Annotated in this window: 22 protein-coding genes; 13 read left to right on the top strand and 9 right to left on the bottom strand. The window is 67.1% G+C overall.

Translation table 11 applies throughout. From position 1 onward, the window contains the following. Window positions 1-37 precede the first annotated feature (37 nt). From AC1DX2_RS13640 to AC1DX2_RS13625, 4 genes are read right to left on the bottom strand one after another with little or no spacing between them, the layout of a single operon-like run. Entirely contained in the window at window positions 38-1,600 is a 1,563-nt protein-coding gene (locus AC1DX2_RS13640) for a DHA2 family efflux MFS transporter permease subunit (RefSeq protein ID WP_477196904.1), read from the bottom strand. Between the two features lie 47 nt (window positions 1,601-1,647). Next, window positions 1,648-2,877 (bottom strand): EmrA/EmrK family multidrug efflux transporter periplasmic adaptor subunit, encoded by a 1,230-nt coding sequence (locus tag AC1DX2_RS13635; protein WP_477196903.1) that lies wholly within the window; start codon window positions 2,875-2,877, stop codon window positions 1,648-1,650. Window positions 2,878-2,923: 46 nt separating this feature from the next. Beyond that, window positions 2,924-4,381 (bottom strand): efflux transporter outer membrane subunit, encoded by a 1,458-nt coding sequence (locus AC1DX2_RS13630; protein WP_477196902.1) that lies wholly within the window; start codon window positions 4,379-4,381, stop codon window positions 2,924-2,926. Beyond that, window positions 4,371-4,916, bottom strand: coding sequence for a MarR family winged helix-turn-helix transcriptional regulator (locus tag AC1DX2_RS13625; RefSeq protein WP_477196901.1), 546 nt, complete (start codon window positions 4,914-4,916; stop codon window positions 4,371-4,373). Before AC1DX2_RS13625 ends, AC1DX2_RS13630 begins: the two co-directional genes overlap by 11 nt. A 93-nt stretch (window positions 4,917-5,009) precedes the next feature. Between AC1DX2_RS13625 and AC1DX2_RS13620 the strand changes: the two genes are divergently transcribed. From AC1DX2_RS13620 to AC1DX2_RS13610, 3 genes are all read left to right on the top strand, one after another. Next, complete coding sequence (locus tag AC1DX2_RS13620; RefSeq protein ID WP_477196900.1) at window positions 5,010-5,891, top strand: CAP domain-containing protein; 882 nt, start codon at window positions 5,010-5,012, stop codon at window positions 5,889-5,891. Between the two features lie 87 nt (window positions 5,892-5,978). Further along, a complete protein-coding gene (locus AC1DX2_RS13615; protein WP_477196899.1) occupies window positions 5,979-6,422 on the top strand; it encodes a hypothetical protein in 444 nt (147 codons plus the stop codon). A 97-nt stretch (window positions 6,423-6,519) separates the two neighbouring features. Then, window positions 6,520-7,032, top strand: a complete 513-nt coding sequence (locus AC1DX2_RS13610; protein ID WP_477196898.1) for a TFIIB-type zinc ribbon-containing protein — start codon at window positions 6,520-6,522, stop codon at window positions 7,030-7,032. A 30-nt stretch (window positions 7,033-7,062) separates the two neighbouring features. Here the strand turns inward: AC1DX2_RS13610 and AC1DX2_RS13605 are convergent, their stop codons facing one another. Together AC1DX2_RS13605 and AC1DX2_RS13600 are read right to left on the bottom strand one after the other, a co-directional pair. After that, the gene (locus AC1DX2_RS13605; RefSeq protein ID WP_477196897.1) at window positions 7,063-7,293 is read right to left on the bottom strand and encodes a hypothetical protein; all 231 of its coding nucleotides are present in this window, start codon (window positions 7,291-7,293) and stop codon (window positions 7,063-7,065) included. Between the two features lie 212 nt (window positions 7,294-7,505). After that, window positions 7,506-9,563 carry a M3 family metallopeptidase gene (locus AC1DX2_RS13600; RefSeq protein WP_477196896.1) on the bottom strand — a complete coding sequence of 686 codons (2,058 nt, stop codon included), beginning with the start codon at window positions 9,561-9,563 and terminating at the stop codon, window positions 7,506-7,508. Between the two features lie 138 nt (window positions 9,564-9,701). On the opposite strand from AC1DX2_RS13600, the gene AC1DX2_RS13595 reads away from it, so the two are divergent. From AC1DX2_RS13595 to AC1DX2_RS13580, 4 genes are all read left to right on the top strand, one after another. After that, window positions 9,702-10,349: an RNA polymerase sigma factor gene (locus AC1DX2_RS13595; protein WP_477196895.1), complete on the top strand. Its 648-nt coding sequence runs from the start codon at window positions 9,702-9,704 to the stop codon at window positions 10,347-10,349. Beyond that, on the top strand, window positions 10,336-10,923 hold the full coding sequence (locus tag AC1DX2_RS13590) for a hypothetical protein (RefSeq protein WP_477196894.1): 588 nt from the start codon (window positions 10,336-10,338) through the stop codon (window positions 10,921-10,923). The genes AC1DX2_RS13595 and AC1DX2_RS13590 overlap by 14 nt, the downstream gene beginning before the upstream one ends. Window positions 10,924-10,977: 54 nt before the next feature. Further along, window positions 10,978-12,249, top strand: coding sequence for a hypothetical protein (locus AC1DX2_RS13585; RefSeq protein ID WP_477196893.1), 1,272 nt, complete (start codon window positions 10,978-10,980; stop codon window positions 12,247-12,249). 417 nt (window positions 12,250-12,666) lie between these two features. After that, window positions 12,667-13,440 carry an SDR family oxidoreductase gene (locus AC1DX2_RS13580; RefSeq protein ID WP_477196892.1) on the top strand — a complete coding sequence of 258 codons (774 nt, stop codon included), beginning with the start codon at window positions 12,667-12,669 and terminating at the stop codon, window positions 13,438-13,440. 156 nt (window positions 13,441-13,596) lie between these two features. Here AC1DX2_RS13580 and AC1DX2_RS13575 read toward each other — a convergent pair whose 3' ends face one another. Next, on the bottom strand, window positions 13,597-14,112 hold the full coding sequence (locus AC1DX2_RS13575; protein WP_477196891.1) for a hypothetical protein: 516 nt from the start codon (window positions 14,110-14,112) through the stop codon (window positions 13,597-13,599). A 172-nt stretch (window positions 14,113-14,284) separates the two neighbouring features. Between AC1DX2_RS13575 and AC1DX2_RS13570 the strand changes: the two genes are divergently transcribed. Continuing rightward, complete coding sequence (locus AC1DX2_RS13570) at window positions 14,285-16,393, top strand: CAP domain-containing protein (protein WP_477196890.1); 2,109 nt, start codon at window positions 14,285-14,287, stop codon at window positions 16,391-16,393. 161 nt (window positions 16,394-16,554) lie between these two features. Here the strand turns inward: AC1DX2_RS13570 and AC1DX2_RS13565 are convergent, their stop codons facing one another. Beyond that, window positions 16,555-18,339 carry a methyl-accepting chemotaxis protein gene (locus tag AC1DX2_RS13565; protein WP_477196889.1) on the bottom strand — a complete coding sequence of 595 codons (1,785 nt, stop codon included), beginning with the start codon at window positions 18,337-18,339 and terminating at the stop codon, window positions 16,555-16,557. Window positions 18,340-18,552: 213 nt separating this feature from the next. Here AC1DX2_RS13565 and AC1DX2_RS13560 point away from each other — a divergent pair, with 213 nt between their 5' ends. From AC1DX2_RS13560 to AC1DX2_RS13540, 5 genes are all read left to right on the top strand, one after another. Beyond that, complete coding sequence (locus tag AC1DX2_RS13560) at window positions 18,553-18,978, top strand: LiaI-LiaF-like domain-containing protein (protein WP_477196888.1); 426 nt, start codon at window positions 18,553-18,555, stop codon at window positions 18,976-18,978. Continuing rightward, window positions 18,975-19,670, top strand: coding sequence for a LiaF transmembrane domain-containing protein (locus AC1DX2_RS13555; protein WP_477196887.1), 696 nt, complete (start codon window positions 18,975-18,977; stop codon window positions 19,668-19,670). Before AC1DX2_RS13560 ends, AC1DX2_RS13555 begins: the two co-directional genes overlap by 4 nt. Before the next feature lie 47 nt (window positions 19,671-19,717). Beyond that, window positions 19,718-20,800 carry a sensor histidine kinase gene (locus AC1DX2_RS13550; RefSeq protein ID WP_477196886.1) on the top strand — a complete coding sequence of 361 codons (1,083 nt, stop codon included), beginning with the start codon at window positions 19,718-19,720 and terminating at the stop codon, window positions 20,798-20,800. Further along, window positions 20,790-21,548: a LytR/AlgR family response regulator transcription factor gene (locus AC1DX2_RS13545; protein WP_477196885.1), complete on the top strand. Its 759-nt coding sequence runs from the start codon at window positions 20,790-20,792 to the stop codon at window positions 21,546-21,548. Before AC1DX2_RS13550 ends, AC1DX2_RS13545 begins: the two co-directional genes overlap by 11 nt. A 96-nt stretch (window positions 21,549-21,644) precedes the next feature. Beyond that, window positions 21,645-22,034, top strand: coding sequence for a hypothetical protein (locus AC1DX2_RS13540; RefSeq protein WP_477196884.1), 390 nt, complete (start codon window positions 21,645-21,647; stop codon window positions 22,032-22,034). 30 nt (window positions 22,035-22,064) lie between these two features. Here the strand turns inward: AC1DX2_RS13540 and AC1DX2_RS13535 are convergent, their stop codons facing one another. Continuing rightward, the gene (locus AC1DX2_RS13535; protein WP_477196883.1) at window positions 22,065-23,171 is read right to left on the bottom strand and encodes an S-(hydroxymethyl)glutathione dehydrogenase/class III alcohol dehydrogenase; all 1,107 of its coding nucleotides are present in this window, start codon (window positions 23,169-23,171) and stop codon (window positions 22,065-22,067) included. Window positions 23,172-23,232 lie beyond the last annotated feature (61 nt).

Raw genomic sequence — 23,232 nt, 5'->3', positions numbered from 1 at the left:
TTCCTTGCGGGACAGACCACTGCGAAGCGGTGCGCCGTCAATGCGCGCCCGCCGCCGCGTCCGCACTGCCGGCACCGGCCCGCTGCGGCCGTGTGATCCATACGAAGGGGATCAGCAGCACGAACAACACCGCGGACACGTAAAACACGTCATTGGCCGCCAGCATGAAGGCCTGCTGGTCCACCAGCCGGTTGATGGTGCCCAGCGCCTGCTCCGGGCTCATGCCTGCGGCACCCAGGCCGGTCAGCGCGCTGTTCGTGGCCGTGCTGCCTTGGTTGACCAGCTCTGACAGTTGCGCATGGTGCATGGCCGCGCGGTCCTGCCAGATGGTGGTGGCGATCGAGGTGCCGAACGAACCGGCGGTGATGCGGGCGAAGTTGGACAAGCCGGACGCGGCAGGCAAGCGGTCTGGCGTCAAGCCCGACAAGGTGATGGTCACCAGCGGGATGAAGAAGAAGGCCATCGACACGCCCTGCACGATGGTGGGCAGCATCAGCGTGCCGAAATCGGCCTGGGTGTTGAAGTTGGAGCGCATCCACAAGACCAGCGCAAAGACCAGGAAGGACAGGCTGGCCAGCCAGCGCGGGTCCACCTTGGTGATGTTCTTGCCCACCACCGGCGACAGCAGGATGGCGAACAAGCCCACCGGCGCCAGCAGCATGCCGGCATCGATGGCGGTGTAGCCCATGAACTGCTGCAGCCACAGCGGCAGCAGCACCAGGTTGCCGAAGAACAGGCCGTAGCCCACCGCCAGGGCCAGCGCGCCAGCCCAGAAGTTGCGCCGCTTGAACAGCGTCAGGTCGACGATCGGGTGCTCCTCGGTCAGCTCCCAGGCGAGGAAGAACACAAAGCCCAACAACGCCACCACGCCCAACGCCGTGACTTCGGCGGAGTGGAACCAGTCCAGCTCCTTGCCCTTGTCCAGCATGATCTGCAGCGCCCCCACCCACAGCACCAGCAGGCCCAGGCCGACGCCATCTATCGGCAGTTGGCGTGTGACGCTCTCGCGGTGGCGGTAGATGCCCCAGGTGATGAAAGCCGCCAGCATGCCGACCGGGATGTTGATGTAGAAGATCCACGACCAGGAGATGTTGTCGGTGATCCAGCCGCCCAGCAACGGTCCCATCACCGGCGCCACCAGCGTGGTCATGGCCCACAGCGCCATGGCCAGGCCGGCCAGCGCTTTCGGGTAGCTGGACAGCAGCAGCGTCTGCGACAGCGGGATCATGGGGCCGGCCACAAAGCCCTGCACGGCGCGGAACACGATCAGCGTGGTCATGTTGGGGGCCAGGCCGCACAGCAAGGACGACAACACAAACAACATGATGCTGAGCATGAACAGGCGCACCTGGCCGAAGCGTTGCGACAGCCAGCCTGTCAGCGGCAGCGAAATGGCGTTGGCAACGCCAAAGCTGGTGATGACCCAGGTGCCCTGGTTGGGGCTGACGCCGAGGTCGCCGGCGATCACCGGCAGCGACACGTTGGCGATGGACGAGTCCAGCACGTTCATGAAGGTGGCGGCCGACAGGGCAATGGTGCCCCACATGCGCGCCGAACCGCTCAGCGGCTCATACACACCAGGTGGATTGGAAGTTGACATGGGAGAAGCCTGTGCGGTGTGGTGTGCGTGCGGTTCTGGCAGCAGGCTCAGTGCGCAGCCTTGGGTGCGCGGCCTTCGTTGGCGGCAATCACCTTGCGCACCTCGGCGTTGGCAGCGTCGTCGCTGGAGGCCAGTGTGGTAGTTTGCTGCGCCGGCGCCTTGCTGGGTACGCTGGCCAGCGACAGGCCGTCGCGCTTGCTGGTGTCCACTTCCACATCCATGGACAGGCCCACGCGCAACGGGCTTTGCACCAGTTGCTGGGCGTCCAGCAGCACGCGCACCGGCACGCGCTGCACCACCTTGATCCAATTGCCGGTGGCATTTTGCGCCGGCAGCAGCGCAAACGCCGCACCGGTGCCCGCGCCCAGGCCGGCAATCGTGCCCTTGTACTCCACCTTCTTGCCATACACGTCAGCGGTCAGCTTGGCCGGCTGGCCGATGCGGATGTTGCGCAACTGCACTTCCTTGAAGTTGGCGTCCACCCACAGCTGGTTCAGCGGGATGATGGCCATCATCGGCGTGCCGGCAGCCACGCGCTGGCCCAGTTGCACGGTGCGCTTGGCCACGTAACCGTCCACCGGCGCCAGCAGCGCCGCGCGGCTGTAGGCCAGGTAGGCTTCACGCACCTTGGCGGCGGCGGCCTGCACATTGGGGTGCTGCTCCACGCTGGTGCCTTCTGTCAGCGTCTGGTTGCTGGCCAGTTGCTCGCGTGCGGCCACCACGCCGGCCTGGGCTGCGGAAAGCTGGCTCTTGGCGGCGGTCAGCGCGCTTTGCGCGTGCTGCAGTTCTTCGGTGGAAACGGCGCCGTTGCCGGTCAAGGACTGGCGGCGGTTCAGGTCGTCGGTGGCGCGGGCCACGTCGGTTTGCGCCTTGACCACGTCGGTCTCGCGCACGGCAACCTGGGCGGCGAAGCTGCCGTTGTTGGCATACAGCGTGCGCACCTGGCGCACCACCTGGCCCAGGTTGGCTTCGGCCTGGTCCAGCGCCACCTTGGCGTCGGCCGGATCGAGCTTGACCAGCGGCTGGCCAGCCTTCACGAAATCGGTGTCGTCGGCCATGATGGCCATCACCGTGCCACCGATTTGCGGCGTGATCTGGATCACGTTGCCCGCCACATAGGCGTTGTCGGTGGATTCATAGTGGCTGGCCACCAGCCATTCGTAGGCGCCCCAGCCGGCGGCGGCGATCGCCACCACCACGCCCAGCAGGGTCAGGATTTGTTTGCGTTTGCCATTGCCAGCCGGCGCGGTGGGAGCGGCGTTGTTGTTGGTGCTCATGGTGTGTGCCTTGTGTCTTGGAATCTGTTGCGAGTTGTCGAGATGTTCAGGAGGCCGGCTTGGCCTGGGCCACGGCATGGCTGGCCGGCGCGTAGCCGCCGCCCATGGCGCGTATCAGCGCCACGCGGTTGTCCAGCGCGCGCGCCGTCAGGTCCACGCCCACGCGGCGCTGGGCCAGCACGGCGGTCTCCGCATTCAGCACGCTGATGGCGGTGCTCAGGCCGGCGTGGAAGCGCTGGGCGGCGATGTCGTAGCTGCCTTCGGCCAGCGTCTGCGCCTGGCGCGCTTGCGTCTGCTGGGCGGCGATGGCCTGGCCGGAGCTGAGCTGGTCGGCAGCCTCGTGCACGGCTTCCACCACGGCGACGTTGTAGCTTTCGATGGCGGCGTCCAGGTCAGCCGCCTTGCCGCGCAGGTTGGCGCGCAGGCGGCCACCCTCGAAGATGGGCAGGCGCACCGCCGGCCCCACACCCCACTGCTGGCTGCCAGACTCGAACAGGCGGCTCAGGCCGATGGCGTTGAGGCCGGCAAAGGCCACCAGGTTGACGTTGGGGTAGAACTGCGTCTTGGCCACGTCCACGTCACTCGTGGCGGCTTCCACCCGCTTGCGTGCGGCCCACACATCGGGGCGCTGGCCCAGCGTATCGGCGGCCACGTAGGCCGGGTTGGCAGAGACCTTGATGCCGTCCAGCGCCGGCAGCACCAACGCGTCCACCACGGCCTTGTCCGCCACCAGGGCGGCCAGCGCATTGCGCGTCAGTGCCAATTGCTCATTCAGGGTTTCGATCTGCAGCTTGGCGTCCGGCAGGCCGGATTCGCTTTGGCGCAGTTCCAGCTGCGTGTCCAGGCCGGCATTCTTGCGTTGCTGCACCAGCTTCAGCAGGTCCTCGCGCTGGGCCAGCACGCGGCGCGCGATCTTCAGTTGCTCGTTGTAGCGCAGCAGTTGGAAATAGCTGCGCGCCACGTTGGCCGACAGCAGCAGTTGCGCCGCCTGCGCATCGGCCTGCACCGCCTGCGCAGTGCCCAACGCCGCCTTCAGCGCCGAGCTGTGCCTGCCGAAGAAGTCCAGCTCCCAGCTGCCGTTCAACTGCAGCGTGCCGAGCTCGCGCGTGGTGCCGGCCAGCGGCGGCGGGTAGATGCCATTGCTGTTGAACTGCTGCTTCGTCAGGTCCAGCGAGGCGCCCAGTTGCGGCTTGCCCTCGGCGTCCGCAGAATCGGCACCGGCCTGCGCGCGGCGCAGGCGCGCCTGCACCAATTGCAGGCTGGGGTTGTTGGCGGTGGCGCGGGCGATCAGCTGGCTCAGTTGCTCATCGCCAAACTCGCGCCACCACTGTGCCGCCACCGGGGCCTGGGCAGCGCCCGCTGGCACTTGGCCGACAGCGGGTACATCGCGCAGGTGCGACTGCTGCTTGACGTCGGTCATGGCCGCGCAGCCCGCCAGGGCCAGTGCGGCCAGCAGGGCTGTCAGGCGCAGGCCCGCGCCGGTGTTGTTGTTGTCATTGCTCATGGTTTTCTCCTTGGGCCTGCAGGGTCTTGGCATTGACCAGAATGCGGCGCAAAAAATCTTTCAACTGTTCCCACTCTTCCATCGAAAAGCCGGCCAGCATCTCGTTTTGCACGCGCGACAGCACCACCGGGATCTCGGCGGCCATGTCACGGCCATGCGGGGTCAGCTCCAGGTTGACCACGCGGCGGTCGTCCACCGAGCGCACGCGGCGGCACAAGTCCTTGGCCTCCATGCGGTCCAGCAGGCGGGTCATGGCGCCGGCGTCCAGGTCGCATTCACGGGCCAGTTCAGCCACCGGCATGCCGCCGGTCTTGAACAGCTTCAGCAACGGCATCCACTGGGCATTGGTCAGGCCCTTGGGTTCCAACTCGCGCGCCACCGCCTGGCCCACCAGAGTGACGCTGCGGCGCATCATGTAGCCCACGCTTTCGCCAGACAGCAGGTTTTGGGGATCGTAGAAGTCCAGTGCCCGCAGCATCCGGCACGGCTCCGAAGCCTCGTCGTCTTCGCTGGAAGGGGGTGGGTTTGTATTCATGCCGTGATATTAATTGCCTAGACAATTAATGTCAAGGCTGCTTTTTACATGGCAATATTCAGACCAGGGGAATTCCCGGCCACAATCCGGCCCATGCAGCCCATCAAGCGCTCTGCGGTCTTTGTTCTGGCGCTGGCTTTGGCTGGCGCACTGCTTGTGCAGGCCGTGCAAGCCCAGGCCCAGCCGCAAGAGATGTCGCAGCGCAGCAAAATCATCGCAGCGCTGAACAAATTGCGCTCCCAAGGCTGCGACGGCCTGCCGGGCGCGAGCCCGGAGCTGGAAGAAAGCCCACGCGCGTCCCGTGCCGCCAGGCAACTGGCAGACGGCAACCCTCTGCCAGAAGCCCTGCGGCAGGCGGGCTACCGCGCCCGGCAGGCGCTGACTCTGCATGTGCGGGGTATGGATCTGGCCCAGCCGCTGCAAGCCCAGTTTCCCGCTGGTGCCTGTGCCGAATTGTTGAAGCCGGGGTTCAAGGAAGTCGGCCTGCACCAGAGCGGGCGCGACCTGTGGCTGGTGGTGGCGCTGCCTTTCACCGCACCGGCGGTTGAGGATGCCGCCCAGGTGGCCCAGCAGGTGCTGGCACTGGTGAACCAGGCCCGCGCTGCCAGCCGCCGCTGCGGCAACCGGCTGTGGCGGCCCGCGCCGCCGGTGAAGGCGCAAGCGCTGCTGACCGTGGCCGCGCAGCAGCACGCACGCGACATGGCGCGCAACAACTACTTCGCCCATGAAGCGCCCGACGGCAGCCAGGTCAGCCAGCGCGCCACCCGGGCCGGCTATGCCTGGCGCAAAGTGGGGGAAAACATTGCCGCCGGCCAGGGCAGCGCGCAGGAAGTGGTGGCCGGCTGGTTGCAAAGCCCGCGCCATTGCGACAACCTCATGGACCCGGTCTACACCGACATGGGCCTGGCCTATGCGCTGGCGCGCGAGGGTGACCAGGGCATTTACTGGGTGCAGGTGTTCGGCGCGCCGCGCTGATTTGCAACACAAGGTATCCGGCGTCGGCACCAGCCCGGCGCAAGGCGTTACAGGAACACCCACACTCCAAGCAAGAAGGCGTTGACCATGAAAAAACTTCTCACACTGCTCGCCCTGGCCGCCTGCGCGCTGGGCACGGCGTCCGCGCAGACCAACGTCGGCGTTTCCATTGGCATCAACCAGCCCGGCGTGTACGGCCGCATCAACATCGGCAACTACCCGCAGCCCCTGCTGATGGCACCGCAGCCGGTCATCATCACCCAGCAACCGATGGCGGTGGTGCGCCAGCCCATTTACCTGTACGTGCCCGAAACGCACCGCCTGCACTGGGCCCGGTACTGCGGCCGCTATTCAGCCTGCGGCCAGCCGGTGTATTTTGTGCATGACCGCTGGGTGCGCGAGCAGTGGCAGCGTGAGCGCGCGCATGACCGCGGCCGCCACCGCGGCTGGGACAAGGACGATCGTGGTCACGGTAACGGCCGCGGCCATGACCGTGACGACCACCGTCGCGACGGCCAGCGCCGCGACTGACAGGCCCGCCTTGACCCCGGTCTGACAGGCCGCCATACTGCTGCCGCAACCGGCATCGCCCTGCCCCGGGCGATGGCGTGCTTGCCGGAGGACGCGCATGGGCCTGTTCAGTTTCTTCAAATCTGCCAGCCAGGACTCGGCGCTCAGCTGCCCGCGCCAGCATGGCGCACTGGCGCGGCAGGATGTGTTCGACGTCCGCATGTATCACTGCGCCGAATGCGATGGCCGCTGGCTGCCCGGTGCGCAACTGCCCGGCTTCTTCAAACACCTGTCAGACCCGGCGCAGGCAGCGCGCGACTTTCGGCAATTGCTGGACCAGCAAGGCCAGACCTCCAGCGCGCGTTGCGCCGTGGACGGTGCCGCCATGCGCTACATCACCCAACGCGGCGTCACGCTGGACGTGTGCACCGCCTGTCACGGCGTCTGGTTTGACGGCGGTGAGTTGAACCAGATGATGGTTGCCGGCGCCTCCCAACAAAGCTCAGATCAAACCAAGGAAGGCGCCGCAACCGGCAGCACGGCCGCAACGGCTGCGGGCGCGGTCGGCACAGCAGCCGTGGCGGTTGCCGCCGCCGAGGTGGCAGCGGGCTTGTTCGATATCTTCAGTTGAGAAGAAAGAACAAAAGAGGGTGCCGCCGGACTACAGGTCGTCCAGATCCGCAGGCTGGGTGTCCCCGGAACCAGCGCGAAACACCACCTCGCCGCTGGGCACATGGATGACCCGCACCTCCTGGCCATACGGTGACACGCTCTTGGCCGCCAGTGCAACGGCCAGCGACATGTCTTGGTACAGATCCTGAAAACCCGAATCGGGCAACAGGCGACTGGTCATGGTGTTGTTGCTTTCGATGCGATACCCGGTGGAAGCCACGATGATCCTCCTTGAACGCGTGCCGACAAAGCCGGCTTCGCTTTCACACATTTCAAGACCATGGTAGGCCGCCGCCTGCATGGCTTGATGACAGGATACGCAACTGAACCGTTAGAACTGTAAGCAGTTGTAATGCTGCTGCGCAACAAGTCAGGCAGTGCTGCGACGCAGCAACCAGAACGGGTGCGCAACGGCGGATTTCAACCAGCGTTTCAGACCAGTAAACCACGCTTGGCCAGCATAGGCCGCACCTGCGGATCGCGACCGCGGAAGGCGCGGAAAGCGGCCGCCGGGTCCTCGCGGTTGCCGGCGCTGTAGATGTTCGCCAGCAAGCGCTGCGCGGTGGCAGCATCGAAGGGGTCGCCAGCCTCGATGAAGGCGTCATAGCCGTCGGCCTCCAGCACCTCGGCCCACATGTACACATAGTAGCCAGCCGCATAGCCGGCACTGGCAAACAGGTGCTGGAAATGCGCCAGGTGGTGGCGCTGGCCGATGTCGTGCGGCACACCCAGCAGCTCGCACTGCCGGGCCTCAAAGGCGGCCATGTCCACCGGCGTGCCGTTGGGCAGCGCATGCAAGGCCATGTCCATTAAGGCCGGGCCGGTATACATCACCGTGGCCCAGGCCTGGTTGAACTCGCGCGCCGCCTTCAGCTTGTCCAGCAACGCATCGGAAATGGGCGCACCGCTCTGGTAGTGGCGCGCATGGCGCTTGAGCACCTGCGGCTCCACCGCCCAGTTCTCGAACAGTTGCGAAGGCAGTTCGACGAAATCCCGCAGCACCTGGGTGCCGGCCAGGCGCTCATAGTGCACCTGCGACAGCAGGCCATGCAGGCCGTGGCCGAATTCATGGAACAGCGTGCGCACGTCGTCGGCGCTGAGCAGCGTGGTGTCGGCCTTGGCGAAGTTGTTGTTGTTGATGACGATGGGCAGCGTGCCGCCGTCGTGGCCGGACTGGCTGCGGAACACGCTCATCCAGGCGCCGCCGCGCTTGGTCGGGCGGGCAAAGTTGTCGCCGATGAACAGGCCCAGCAGTTGCTGGTCCGGCCCGCGCACCTCCCACAGGCGCGCGTCGGCGTGGTGCAGGGGAATGCCCTTTTGCTCGATGAACGAGACACCGAACAGGCGCTGCGCGCAGTCAAACATGGCGCCAATCATGTTGTCCAGCGTGAAATAGGGTTTGACCTCGGCGTCGTCCAGCGCATAGCGCTGCTGGCGCACTTTCTCGGCCAGGTAGCGCCAGTCCCAGGCGGCTATGGCCTCGGGCTCGCCCAGCTGGCGCGCCATGGCCACCAGCAATTGCCGATCCTCGGTGGCCTTGGCCTTCGCGGGCTCCCAGGCTTGCTGCAGCAATTCCATCACGGCAGCGGTATGGCCGGCCATGCGGTCCACCAGCGCATAGTCGGCATAGCTGGCGTAGCCCAGCAGCGCGGCCTGCTGCTGGCGCAGCGCCACAATCTGCGCCACCAGCGCGCGGTTGTCATGCTCGCCGCCCTGGGCGCAACGGCCGCAGCGGGCCTGCCACAGCGTCTCGCGCAGGTCGCGCCGGCTGGAAAAGCTCATGAAGGTCTCGAACGAGGACAGCGACAGCGTCACCGCATGGCTGCCCTCGGGCAGGCCGCGCTGCTGCGCCGCGGTGCGGGCGGCGGCGCGAGCGGATTCAGGCAGGCCGGCCAGGTCGGCCTCGCCTTTCAGCGCCAACAGGTAACTGGATTCCACCGCCAGCACATTCTGCGAAAACTGCGTGTGCAAGCCGGCCAGATCGGTCGCCAACTGGACAAAGCGCGCACGCTCGGCGGGCGCCAGCTTGGCACCTGCACGCACGAAATCCAGGTGCACGCGCTCCAGCAGGCGCAACTGCTGGCTGTCCAGCCCCAAGGCCTCGCGCCGCTGGTACAGCGCATCCACCCGCGCGAACAGGCCGGCGTGCATGTAGATGCGGCTGTCGTGCTCGGCAATGCGCGGCGCCATCTCACGCTGCACCGCCTGCAAGGCGGGCGAGGTTTCGCTGGCCGTCAGGTTGTGGAACAGCAATGCCACCCGGTTGTAGAGGCGGCCGCTGGCATCCAGCGCCGCCAGCGTGTTGTCAAAGCTGGGCGGCTGCGGGTTATCGGCGATGGCGTCGATCTCGGCCAGGTGCGCCGGCAACGCGACGTCAAAAGCCGGCACGAAATGCGCGGGCTGCACGCGGTCGAAGGGCGGCAGACCATAGGGGGTATCCCAGTCCTGCAACAAGGGGTTGGTCAGTTTGTCGGGGGTGACAGCGTTCATCGTGGGGCTCAGGAGGGGAAACGGAGGTGCCCGCCGATTGTAGGAACAAGCCCGCCAGGGGCGCCAGAGCCCCTGGCGGCAACACGGTGGGAACTTTTTGCCACCCATGGCCCAATAGAGACAGTACCCGCCCCACCGATGACCGCACCCGAGACCGTCACCGCCGAACCCGTCGCCGAGACCGATGCCCAGCTGGCCCAGCGCATTGCCAAGGGCGACCGCCAGGCGCTGGCGCGGCTGTATGCGCGCGACAGTGCGGCCGTGTACCGCTACGGCCTGGCCCTGTGCGGCAACCCGGCGTGGGCGGCCGACGCCATGCAGGAGGCTTTCATGCAGTTCATTCAGCAGTCCAAGGGCTACGCCGGCGAACGCGGCTCGCTGGGTGGCTACCTGTGCGGCATTGCCCGCCACCTGCTGCTGGCGCAGTTGCGCGAGCCCAAGGTGCCCGAGCCGCTGGACAATGCCGCCGACGCGCTGCCGCCGGGCATCGCCGATCCGGCCGACGGGCCGCTGGAGCTGCTGGTGGCGCGGCAAAACACCGAGGCGCTGCTGGCGGCGGTGCGCCAGCTGCCGCTGCCGTTTCGCGAAGCCTTGATCCTGGTGGACCTGCAGGAGTACGACTACGCGCAGGCGGCTCAGATCAGCGGCGCGCCATTGAACACGCTGCGCACCCGCCTGTTTCGCGCCCGCAAGCAATTGGCGCAACTGCTGGCGCAGCCCGCCGGCACCCCGGGGCCTGGCTGCCCCACCCCTTCCGACCAAAGGAGCGACCATGTTCAGGCATGAGCTTTTCCCCTTCAGCAGCGACGACGCCGGCCGCAGCGAGCCAGCCATCCCGCTGGCGCAGCAACTGCGCGAAGCGCGTGACGGCCTGCGCCGGCTGGTGCCGCCACCGCATGTGCTGCCCCAGTTGCTGGACGCTTTCGAGCAATTGCGCCATACGCAGGTGCTGCAGGCACCTGCCGCCAGCGCCAAGCCCTCGCTGCGCCAGCGCGGCTGGCTGTGGCTGGCCCGGCTGTCACCACTGGGCGTGGGCGGGCCTGATGCCGGCGGCGACGGCCCACGCTGGGCCACCGCCTGCCTGCTGGCCATGACGGTGGGCCTGATCGTGCTGATGCAGCCCGGCATGCCCGGCGCACCCAGCCAGGACGACGCCTGGGCCGGCCCCGGCTTCGTGCCACTGGTGCCCACCAGCAGCATGGCGCGCACCGGCGCCGCCTGGCTGGTGCACACCGAGTTGTCGCACGCCAACCTGGCCTCGCTGGGCGCGCCCTTCGATCCTTCGCGCGCCAGCGACACGGTGCAGGCCGAATTGCTGGTCAACGCCCGCGGCGACGTGCTGGCGGTGCGCCTGCCCTGAATCCACGCTTCCCAACCCTGTCACACACCTTCATCTTTGCACTGGAGTTTCATCATGCGCCACCCCCTCTTGAACAGCCTGGCCCTGGCGGCCGCGTTGGCCTGCGCGCCCGGCTGGGCACTGGTCTCGCTGGACGATGCCCCCGAGCGCGCGTCCGCACCGGCCGCACGCAGTGAGCTGATCGCCCTGGCGCCGTCCGCCAACTTCAACGTTGACTTCGCCAGCGATACGCTGCCCATGGCGGCCACCGAGCTGATGCAGGAGCGCCGCGTCAACGGCGCGCCCTACTGCGCCGATGCCATCAACGAAAGCATCCAGACGCTGGCCGACGGCAACCGCATCGTGCACAAAACCACCACCCGCCTGTGCCGCGACAGCGAGGGCCGCACCCGGCAGGAAACCGAGGTCAACGGCAAAAAGCGCATCTACATCAACGACCCGGTGGCCAAGCGCCAGTGGACACTGGACCCGCAGGAGAAAACCGCCACGCCGCGCCGCGTGTTCGACATCGCCAGCTTCACGCACGACGCCACCGACAGCAAGGAGTGGCGCGACTACGCGCAGCAGATGCGCGACTGGGGACGGCAGTTCAGCGAACGCATGCGCTCACAATTCGGCGACAAGGGCACCCTGCCGCCGCTGCCTCCCGTGGCCGCCGTGCCGGCGGTGCCCCCTGTTCCCCCGGTGCCGGCCGCGCCAGCGGCCCCAGCCGCACCGGCAGCGCCGCCCGAGCCGGTGGTGATCACCGAGACGCAGACCGAGTCGCGCGGGGCCAACGGCCGCACGCAGCGCGAGGTGCGGATTTACCGCATGGCGCCCACGCCCGAGGGCGCCGCCTCCACACCGGCTTCAGGCGCAAGAACGCGCGAACTGGTCACGCGCTTGCGCCTGCCTAACGACGCCAGCATGCCGCTGCCGGCCAACATGCCGCCGATGCCGGCACTGCCGGCCAACATCCACATCAGCACCGGCAACTGGAATTTCATGACGCCACGCGGCCCGGGCGCAACCACGCCGCTGGGGCAGCGCGACATCGATGGCGTGAAGGCCAGCGGCGAACGCACCACCTGGACCATTGAAGCCGGCAAGGTGGGCAACGAGAAGCCCATCGTCATCACGCGTGAAAAATGGACCTCGCCGGACCTGATGCTGACGCTGTCCACCCGCGACGCCGACCCGCGCAGCGGCGAGGTGGTCTACCGCCTGGCCAACCTGAAACGCGGTGAGCCCGACGCCGCCCTGTTCAAGGTGCCGGCGGACTACAAGGTGCAGGAAGCCAACCTGCGGGTGATGCGGGTCACGCCGCCGGCTTCCAAGCCGCAGTGAGGTGCATGCGGCCGAAAACGCAACGTTGGTTTGCGTGATCAGGCCGCCACGGCACTCCGCTCCGCGGCTGTCCCCCGGCCCTGCGGGCCTCCTCCTTGATGCCGCTGCGCAGAGTGCCATGACGACCTGATCCTGCGAGCGTGGCAGGCGTTCCAGTGTCAGGCATGCCAGCGCCCCGCCCGCCAACGGCCCCGATGTCGCTGGGGCGCGTGGCGGAGCGCAATCAAGGAGGAGGCCCGAAGGGCCGGGGGACATCCGCGTAGCCACGCGCACCTGCGGCGTCGGCAGCCATCGAACCAAGCAGCGTGCAAGCCCGTCAAGCATGCGCCAGTCTCACAGGAGACGCAGAATCGGCGCGCGCCAGGGCAAACTGGCGGCCGACTTTGCAACCCGGCCATGATTGAAGGAGCCAACCCCATGGACACCACCGAACTGTTTTCACTGAAGGGCCGCACCGCGCTGATCACCGGCGGCTCGCGCGGCATAGGCCGCATGATCGCCCAGGGCTTCCTGGCCCAAGGCGCGCGCGTCTACATCTCGGCACGCAAGGCCGACGCTTGCGACCAGACCGCCAAGGAGCTGTCGGCACTGGGCCACTGCGTGTCCTTGCCCGCCGACGTGTCCACGCTGGAGGGCGCCAAGGCGCTTGCCAATGCCTATGGCAAGCACGAAAACCAGCTGGACATCCTGGTCAACAACGCCGGTGCCGCGTGGGGCGCGCCGTACGAAGAGTTTCCTGAAAGCGGCTGGGACAAGGTGGTGGACCTGAACCTGAAGGCGCCGTTCTTCCTCACCAAGGAATTGAGTGAGCCGATGCGCCGCGCCGCCAAGACACGCTGCGCCAAGGTGATCAACATCGCCTCCATCGACGGCATCTCGGTGAACCCGCAAGAGACCTATTCGTACGCCGCCAGCAAGGCCGGCCTGATCCACCTGACCAAGCGCATGTCGCTGCGGCTGATCCAGGACAACATCGTTGTCAGCGCCATTGCGCCCGGTGCCTTCGCCTCCAGCATGAACAAGGACGCCCGCGACCATGCCGAGGAAGTGTCGGCACGCATCCCGTCAGGGCGCATTGGCACCGACGAGGACATGGCAGCAGCGGCGATATACCTGGCTTCGCGCGCTGGGGACTATGTGGTGGGCGCCACGCTGGTCGTTGATGGCGGCGTCAGCCTCGCGCGCGGCTGAAGTCCCCGCCGGGCCGCCCCAAGGGGACTTGCGACCCCCTCGGGGCTGAAGCCCGCGGCTACGAGCCTGCCTGCGCAGGCTTGGACGGGCTGAAGAGCCATGGCCTCTGGCCATCGGCCTGTCCAGGGAGCTACACGCAGTGAGCGACCGTGGGGGTCATATCGGTACCAGCGTGATGCTGATGCCGCCCGACGTGACGCGCACCTCGGCCGGCCGGTAACCGGCCTCGCGCGCCTTGCGGATGTCCTCGTCGCTGAACTGGTACAACTTCATGTCGGTGGTCAGCGCGCCTTGGGCGGCTTGCGGTGCCTGCTGGCGCACGGCGGCCCTGAAATGCTCGGGCACATCGGCCAGTTGCACCTGCGTCAGCTGCAGCTGGGTGATGCGGATGCTGTTGTCGCTGGGCTCGAAGCGCAGGCCAAACTCCAGCCCCAGGCTGGCGTGGTAGCTGCGGTCTACCCAGCGGCCCGACAGGTTGGCGTCAATATCGGCGCTGATGCGGTTGCGTTCCGGCAGCAGCGTCAGGCGCGGCGCCTCCACCTTCAGGTCCAGCCAGCCGGTGATGCCTTGCTTGTAGGGAAAATGCTCGCCCACGGCGCGCTGCAAGCGCTCCACCGGCACCACCAGCGTACGCGGCCCGCCGGGGCCACCGGACAATCCGGAACAGGCCATCAGCCCCGCGGCCAACACCACACACCATAAACCACGCCACAAAAACTTCACGGCAAAGCGCATTGGAACTCCAGCGGCCAATCCGCCGCATGACAAACACTCTGAAACACATTGTGCCCGGCCGCGGCCATCAGGGCTTTGCAGCGGCAACCGGGGTCCCTATACTGAGCCGATGCCTCTGCCACAGTTCCCGGCCACGCGTCGCTCCCTTCTGGCCTGGCCTCTGGCCATGCTGGTGCTGGCCGGTTGTGGCGGCTCCAGCCCGGTACCGATGGCCAATGCGCCGCAGCCGGGCGCCTTCAACGCCCCTGGCCCGCGCGCGCCGCAAACACTGGCCGGCCTGGAGCCCGGCGGTCCCTTGTTGGCGCGCCGCCTGGCACAGACGGTGGACGGCGGCTACAGCGTCACGCCGCAGGACCGCGACACGGCCAGGCTGTTCTACCGCACGGTGTTCGCCTCCTCCAACGGCATCGCCAGCGGCTGGAGCGGCAGCATCGCCAATTGCAACGCCGGTGACACCTCGGCCGATTACAAGGCCGCCACGCTGCGCCGCATCAACTGGTTTCGCGCCATGGCGGGGGTGCCGGCGGCCGTGCAGTTCGATGCCAGCTTCAGCGCCAAGGCGCAGCAAGCCGCCCTGCTGATGAGCGCCAACAACCAGCTCAACCACTTCCCGCCCAACACCTGGGCCTGCTACAACGCCAACGGGGCCGAGGCCGCCGGCAAATCCAACATCGCACTGGGCAACGCCGGTTCGGATGCGGTGACGAGCGGCTACATGCAAGACCCTGGTGCCAGCAACAACGTGGTGGGCCACCGCCGCTGGGTGCTGTACCCACAGACCAAGCTGATGGGCACCGGCGATGTGGCCGACGCCGGCAGCTTCAACAATGCCAACGCGCTGTGGGTGCAGGACAGCAATTACTTCAACGCCCGCCCTGCGGTACGCGACGACTTCGTGGCCTGGCCGGCCAAGGGCTATGCACCTTACACGGTGGTGTACCCGCGCTGGTCGCTGTCGTACCCGGGCGCAGACTTTTCCAAGGCCACCGTCAGCATGACGGAAAACGGCGCAGCCATCGCCACCCGGCTGGAGCCGGTGACCAATGGCTATGGCGAGAACACGCTGGTCTGGCTGCCCGGCAGCTACACCGACGGCATGAGCTGGGCCAAGCCGGCAGCCGATACGGCGTACCAGGTGACGGTGGGCAATGTGGTGGTCAATGGCCAGAGCCGCAGCTTCAGCTACAGCGTCACCGTGTTCGACCCCGACCAGGCCGGCAGCAGCCCGGCGCTTGCCGTCAGCGGCCCGGCCAGCGCCAGCACCGGCCAGGCCAGTGCCTACAGCTTCAACGCCCAGGGTGGTGCCACCGGTTACCAATGGCGCGCGCTGAGCACCAGCGCCTATGCACTGGACGATGGGGCGGAGAGCGGCGGCAGCAATTTCACAACCAGTACCAGCGCCGGCTACGCGGTGATCACCAGCGACGCGGCGGCCAGCGGCGCCAACAGCTTCCACCTGGCCCACACCCAGTTTGCCGACCAGGTGCTGCAGCTGAAGATGCCGTTGGTGGGCACCCCCAGCGCCGTGCTGAGCTTCAGCAGCCGGCTGGGCCTGTCGTCTCCGGCGCAGGTGGCCAAGGTGGAGATTTCGCTGGACGAGGGCGCCTCGTGGACCGCGCTGTTCTCCCAGGCCGGCCAGCAGAGCGGCAGCACCAGCAGCTTTGGCGAGTCCAGCTTTTCCACCAAACAGGTGTCGCTGGCGGCATATGCCGACAAGACCTTTTTGCTGCGCTTTCGCTACCAGATCGGCAACGGCTCGTTCTATCCGCAGGCCAGCAACGGCATAGGCTGGTACATCGACAACGTCCATGTGGCCGGGGTGGAGACGGTCGGTACCGCCGGCACCCCCGCCAGCACCAATGGCACGGCTTTCAGCTTCACGCCCACGCAGGCAGGCTCCGTGCTGTTGCAGGTGCGTGCCGGCATGTACGGCTTCTATGCCGACTGGAGCACGGCCAAGCGCGTGGCGGTGGCCACCGGCCCGGTGGTGAGCCCGCAGGACTGCCTGTTCAACTGGGCCGAAAAGACCTACCCCACGCTGTTCTCGCCGGCCAGCAGTTCATTGAGCGTGGCGCCGTATTACTTCCGCTACTACGCCGCCAGCAACAGCTACCTGGGCTTTTCCAGCAGCAACAACCACCTGTACTGGCTCAACGCCCAGGGCCTGTTGGACCTGGGCGCCCAGGCCAGTTGGCTGAGCCTGGCTGCTTGCCAGTAAATTCCCGCCGGGCCGCCCCAAGGGAATTTGCTGCCCCCTTGGGGCTGAAGCCCGCGGCTCCAAACCCGCCAGTGCGGGTTTGGACGCGCTGAAGAGCCATGGCCTCTGGCCATCGGCCTGTCCAGCGAGTACACAAAGTGACGAGCGTGGGGGCTATGCCCCTAAAACGTCGTCCAGTCGCCGTCGCCCCCTGCCGCGGCTGGGGCGGCGACTGGCGCGCTGGCCTGAGCCGGTGCGGCAGCGCTGGGCGCTGGCCTGGGTGACGCCACCGGCGACTTGCCCCGGGCAGCCGCGCCCTTGGCCACGCCGACATTGCGGCGGTCGACACCCGCAAAGGGAACGGCCTTGGGCTGCGTCGAGCGCACCGGCGCGGGCGCTGACACGGTATGGGTGAAGCCATCGCCGCTGAGGCGGAACACCGAGACCACCTGCACCAGCTCCTGCGCCTGCCCCTTCAGGCTGCTGGCCGCAGCCGCCATTTCCTCCACCAGCGCAGCGTTCTGCTGCGTGGCCTGGTCCATCTGCTGCACCGCTTCGCCGACCTGCGCCACGCCCTGTGACTGCTCGCTGCTGGCCGCACTGATCTCGCCCATGATGTCGGTCACCCGCCGGATGGAGGCCACCACCTCGCCCATGGTGGTGCCGGCCTGATCCACCAGGCTGCTGCCTTGCTCGACCCGCTGCACGCTGGTGCTGATCAGGCTCTTGATTTCCTTGGCAGCCTCGGCGCTCCTGCCGGCCAGGCTGCGCACCTCGCTGGCCACCACGGCAAAACCCCGGCCCTGTTCACCGGCCCGGGCAGCTTCCACGGCCGCGTTCAGCGCCAGAATGTTGGTCTGGAAGGCGATGCCGTCGATGACGCTGATGATGTCGGAGATCTTGCGGCTGGCCTCGTTGATGCCCTTCATGGTCTCCACCACCTGGCCCACCACCTCGCCGCCTTGCACGGCGACGCTGGAGGCGCTCATGGCCAGCTGGTTGGCCTGGCGGGCGGAATCGGCATTCTGTTTGACGGTGGAACTCAATTCCTCCATGGACGCGGCGGTTTGCTCCAGCGCGCTGGCCTGGCTTTCGGTGCGGGCGCTCAGGTCGTGGTTGCCTTGGGCGATTTCGGCACTGGCGGTGGCCACGGATTCGGAGCCGGTGCGCACTTTGGAGACCACCGTGCCCAAGGAGTCGGTCATCTGGCTCAAAGCGCTCATCAGGTCACCGAATTCGTCACGGCGACCGGCTTTGACGCGACGCGTCAGGTCCCCGTTGCTGATCGCCTTGGCCACCCCAATGGACTCCTGCAGCGGCTCGCGTATTGAGCGCACCAGGAACATGGCCACCACCATGCCCAGCACAATGATGACGATGGCGCCCACCGCGGCGTACGTCACCACGCTGCTGGTGGCTGCGTCGGCCGCCTTGCGCGCGGCTTCGGCCTTGTCCAGCTGCACCTGCACGAACTCGCTGATGGCGCCAATGTAGGCATTGGCGGCCGGCACGTAGCTCTTGCGCACCTCGGCCGGCACCGCAGCCTTGTCGGCTTCGGCAATCTTCTTGATGTTGGCGCTCACCGCCAGCAGCGGCCCGCCAAACTTGACCACCAGGGCCTTGAGGCGATCCTTGTCTTCCTGCGCCGGCGAATCCTTCTCGATCTGGGCGCGCAGCGCCTGGATCTTGGGTGTGTCGTTGGCCAGGTTGTCCTTGAAGAACGCCTCCACCCCCGGGTCGGTGCTCAGCGACGAGGCGATGCTGCGCGCAATGGTGGCCTCCGTCATGCCGCGCCACTGGATGGATTTTTCGACCAGTTCGTGCGCCTGGACCACCTCGGCCATGGCCTGGCGCTCCACGCTCAGCGCCCGTTGCAACGCCAGGCCGGACACCACCAGCATGGCCAGCAGCAGCAGCAGAATGGCGCCCCACAGCTTCTTGGCGACGGAAAGGTTCATCAGGTTCATGGCGGGGCTCCGGTAGCTGTTGTGTGCTGTCTGTTGGATTTATAACCCAAGCCCCGGGGCGGCCATAAGCGTACAAACCATCGGCATACCGCCGCGTCAGCCACCGAGGCACCGCCGCCATTCGCCGAAAAACGCGCGACAGGCCGGCCGGCCTTGCGTATCGTCCAGCCCATGAACTCAATCGCCCCCGTCACGATGGAAAGGACCCCCTCCATGTGGACTGACACTGACAAGGCCCGCGACGCAGCCCACCAGCGCAGGCGCTGGTTCGGCGGCCTGGTGCTGATCGCGCTGGGCAGCCTGTTGCTGATGGACCGCATGAACATCATGGACAACCAGCTGCTGTGGCACTTTTGGCCGGCGCTGATCGCCATTGCCGGCCTGAGCCGCATGGTCGGCGCCACCCGGCCCGACGACCTGGTGCGCGGCCTGATGACTGTGTTGGTCGCCTTCTGGGTCTACGCCTGCCTGGAGCACCTGTGGGGTTGGTCGTTCCGCACCACCTGGCCGCTGGTGCTGATAGGCTTCGGCCTGACGCGCATCCTGGAAGGCCTGGCCTGGTCCGGCCGGCGCGCCGCCATCGACAACACCGCCGCCACCAACACGTCCGCCCAGGGCAGCGAAAGGACCCCGTCATGAGCCGCGAACGCATACAACGCCGGGTGCTGCTGGGCAGCATCTTCCTGATCGTCGGCGTGCTGGCGCTGCTGGACAACCTGCAGCTGTTCGATGTCCGCCTGGCCGTGCACTTCTGGCCCACCGTGTTCGTGGCCTTCGGCGCCCTGAAAATCTACCAGACCCGCACTGCCTCCGGCTACCTGGTGGGCGGCGCCATGCTGCTGGCCGGCGTGCTGCTGACGCTGCAGGGGTTTGGCCTGCTGCACCTGGAGTGGCGCAACCTGTGGCCCGCGATCCTGATCTTCGCCGGCCTGCTGGTGATCTTCAAGGACCGGCTGCAACGGCCGCTGGGCGGCCCGACGCCTGATATGCCGACGCTGGACGGCCGCGCGCTGGATGTGATGGCGCTGATGAGCGGCAATATCACCAAAATGGACGGCCAGGACTTCGCCGGCGCCGAAATGACCGCGGTGATGGGCGGCGCCGACCTCGACCTGCGCCGTGCCACCATGAGCGCGGACCAGGCGGCCATCCACGTGTTCGCCTTCTGGGGCGGCATCACCATCAAGGTGCCCAATGACTGGGCGGTGGTGGTGCAGGGCATGCCCATCATGGGCGGCATCGACGACAAGACGGTGCCGCCGGCGGTGCCGGCCAAACGCCTGGTCATTGACGGCTACGTGCTGATGGGTGGCGTGGAAATCCTCAACTAAGGATATGGCCCCCACGATCGTCACTGTCGTGTACTAAGCCCCCACGCATGCACCCGCTGTTGTCCGACACGCGCCGTCTGCTGGGCTATGCCGGCCTGTGCCTGGCCATGGGCCTGCTGTGGGCCTGGTTGCTGGTGCGCTGGGACCAGGCCGGCTGGGTCGGCAGCCTGCTGTTTGCCGTGCCCATGGCACTGGTGCTGGGCTTTGTGGCCGCGTCGGCCTACTTCGTCTGCCGCTCGCTGCCGTTTGCGCGGCGGCATTTCTTCCTCGGCCTGGCGGCCTTCGCCACGGCGGCGGCAGCGTCCAGCCTGGCCTGGCTGGCGATCTGCCAGCTGTGGGCGCTGCTGGCGCAAACCGTGCTGCCGCAGGACGTGGCCCTGCGCCTGACGCCCAGCCTGAACCTGCTGCTGTTTGCCGCCGGCTGCGGCCTGTACCTGATGTCGCTGCTGGCACATGACGTGCTGGTGGCGTTTGAGACGCTGCGCGAGTCGCAGCAGCGCGAGGCCCAATCGCATGTGCTGGCGCGCGAGGCCGAGCTGCAGATGCTGCGCACCCAGATCAACCCGCACTTCCTGTTCAACAGCCTGAACTCCATCAGCGCGCTGACCAGCATGGACCCGGCCGGCGCACGCCAGATGACCATCGAGCTGGCGCAGTTCTTCCGCCAGACGCTGGCGCTGTCGGAAAAGAAAAAGATCACGCTGCCCGACGAGCTGGCGCTGTGCCAGAACTTCCTGGCGATCGAAAAGGTGCGCTTCGGTGACAAGCTGGAGGCCAGCTGGCAGATCGCCGCGGACACCCTGCACGCGCTGCTGCCGCCCATGCTGTTGCAGCCGCTGTTGGAAAACGCCATCAAGCACGGCATACGCAGCCGGGTGGACGGCGGCTGCATCACCGTGCAGGTGGCAGCTCGGGACGCCTGGCTGTACCTGGACGTGGTCAACCCCATGGATGCCGACGCACCGCCCGCCACGGGCGGCACCGGTACCGGCCTGAAGAACCTGCGCGCCCGACTCGACAGCCTGTATGCCGGCCAGGCCCGGGTGGACTGGAAGGCCACCAGCCCGGAGCGCTTTGAAGTGCACGTCGCCCTGCCGCTGGAATTGGACAATACCCACCATGAGCGCTAACCCCCTCGCCCCCGTCACCGTGCTGATCGTCGATGACGAGATGCTGGCGCGCCGCCTGGTGCGCGAATTCCTGAAGACCCATGCCGACATGCAGATCATCGGCGAATGCGAGAACGGCCAGCAGGCGGTCGAGGTGATACAGGCGCAGCAGCCGCAGCTGGTGTTGCTGGACATCCAGATGCCCAAGCTGTCGGGCCTCGAGGTGCTGGAGGCGACCGGCCGCGACCACGGCGTGATCTTCACCACCGCCTACGACCAGTACGCGCTGAAGGCCTTCGACCACCACGCGGTGGACTACCTGCTGAAACCCTTTTCGCAAGTGCGCTTCGACGAGGCGCTGGCGCAGGCGCGCAAGACACTGCGCCAGCCGCAGCCGCAGCTGCCACAGCTGGTGGCGGCCGGCACCGGCGAGAAGCTGGAGCGCATCCTGGTGCGCGACCGCGGCCAGGTGCACATCGTGCCGGTGGACAGCGTGGACTACGTGGAGGCGCAGGACGACTACATCGCCATCCACTTCAGCGGCCGCGAACTGCTGAAGACGCAGCGCCTGACCGACCTGGAGGCGCAGCTGGACGCACGCCAGTTTGTGCGCGTGCACCGCTCCTACCTGATCAACATCGCACGGCTGAAGAGCATAGAGCGGCCCAGCAAGGACAGCCAGCTGGCGGTGCTGCATGACGGCACGCAAATCCCCATCAGCCGGGCCGGCCACGACCGGCTGAAGACGCTGATGACCGGGCCGGCCTGAGCACCCGCGCGCCCTGTTACAAAAGAAAACCCGGCTGGCGGTACAAAACCGGCAATCCGGTTCATGATGGGTCTTGCTACGCAGGAGGCTACCGCCATGACCATTGTTTCCGGCACCAGCCCAGGCACCGCCACCCGGGCCAGCGTCTACCAGACGCTGTCTGCCAGTGCCGCTGGCAGACAGACACAGTTGGCGGCACGGTGGGCGTCGAACGCCAGCCTCATCGCCGGCCTGCGTGCCAATGGCACCCAGCTGCAGACCTACAACGCCAACGGCATGCTGAGCATGCTGCCGCCAGCCCCCGGGCGCTACAAGCCCGTGGCTGCGCCCACGGCCAGCGTGCCCGCACCCGCCACGCCCGCCAACCCGACCCACAGCGGTGCCGACGTTGCCGGCAACTGGGTCAAACTGCTGCAGGCCAGGCCCAGCATGGCGTTCACGGCCACGACCTACCTGCTCAACCAGGGCATCGTCGCCAACTTGTAGCTAGCCGCTTCGGCTTGCCGCCGGCGCCTGTCAGTACACGACCACTGCGCGTATCGACTCGCCGCGCTCCATCAGCTCAAAGCCCTCGTTGATGCGCTCCAGCGGCAGCGTATGGGTGATCAGGCTGTCGATGTTGATCTTGCCTTCCATGTACCAATCCACGATCTTAGGCACGTCGGTGCGGCCACGCGCGCCGCCAAAGGCGCTGCCTTCCCACTTGCGTCCCGTCACCAGCTGGAACGGCCGCGTGCTGATCTCGGCGCCGGCCGGCGCCACGCCGATGATGATGCTGCGGCCCCAGCCCTTGTGCGTGCATTCCAGCGCCTGGCGCATCACCTGCGTGTTGCCAATGCATTCGAAGCTGTAGTCGGCGCCGCCATCGGTCAGCTGCACGATGGCGTCGACCACGTTGCCCACGTCCTTGGGGTTGACGAAATCGGTCATGCCGAACTGGCGCGCGATGGCCTCGCGCGCCGGGTTGATGTCGACGCCAATGATCTTGCCTGCGCCCACCATCTTCGCGCCCTGGATCACGTTCAGGCCAATGCCGCCCAGGCCGAACACCACCACGTTGGCGCCGGCCTCCACCTTGGCGGTGAACAGCACCGCACCGATGCCGGTGGTGACGCCGCAGCCGATGTAGCAGACCTTGTCGAACGGCGCGTCCGAGCGGATCTTGGCCAGTGCGATTTCCGGCACCACGGTGAAGTTGCTGAAGGTCGAGGTGCCCATGTAGTGCAGGATGGGCTGGCCATCCAGCGAGAAGCGGCTGCTGGCGTCGGGCATCAGGCCCTTGCCCTGGGTGCCGCGTATCAGCTGGCACAGGTTGGTCTTGCGCGACAGGCAGAACTTGCATTGGCGGCATTCCGGCGTGTACAGCGGGATCACATGGTCGCCGGCTTTCAGGCCGGTGACACCGGCACCCACCTCGCGCACGATGCCGGCGCCTTCGTGGCCCAGGATGGCGGGGAACAGGCCTTCCGGATCGGCGCCGGACAGCGTGAACTGGTCGGTGTGGCAGATGCCGGTGGCCTTGATCTCCACCAGCACCTCGCCGGCACGCGGGCCCTCCAGATCCACGGTTTCTACGCTCAGGGGGGCGCCGGCCTTCCAGGCCACGGCGGCTCGTGTCTTCATGATCATTCCTTCATTGCGGCTTTGCTGCCGGGGTAGGCGCCAATATACTGCGGCAAAACGA

Source organism: Hylemonella sp. P2_B10 (assembly GCF_056404875.1).
The sequence above is the reverse complement of the archived record's forward strand: the minus strand, read 5'-3'. Positions and strand labels throughout refer to the sequence as shown.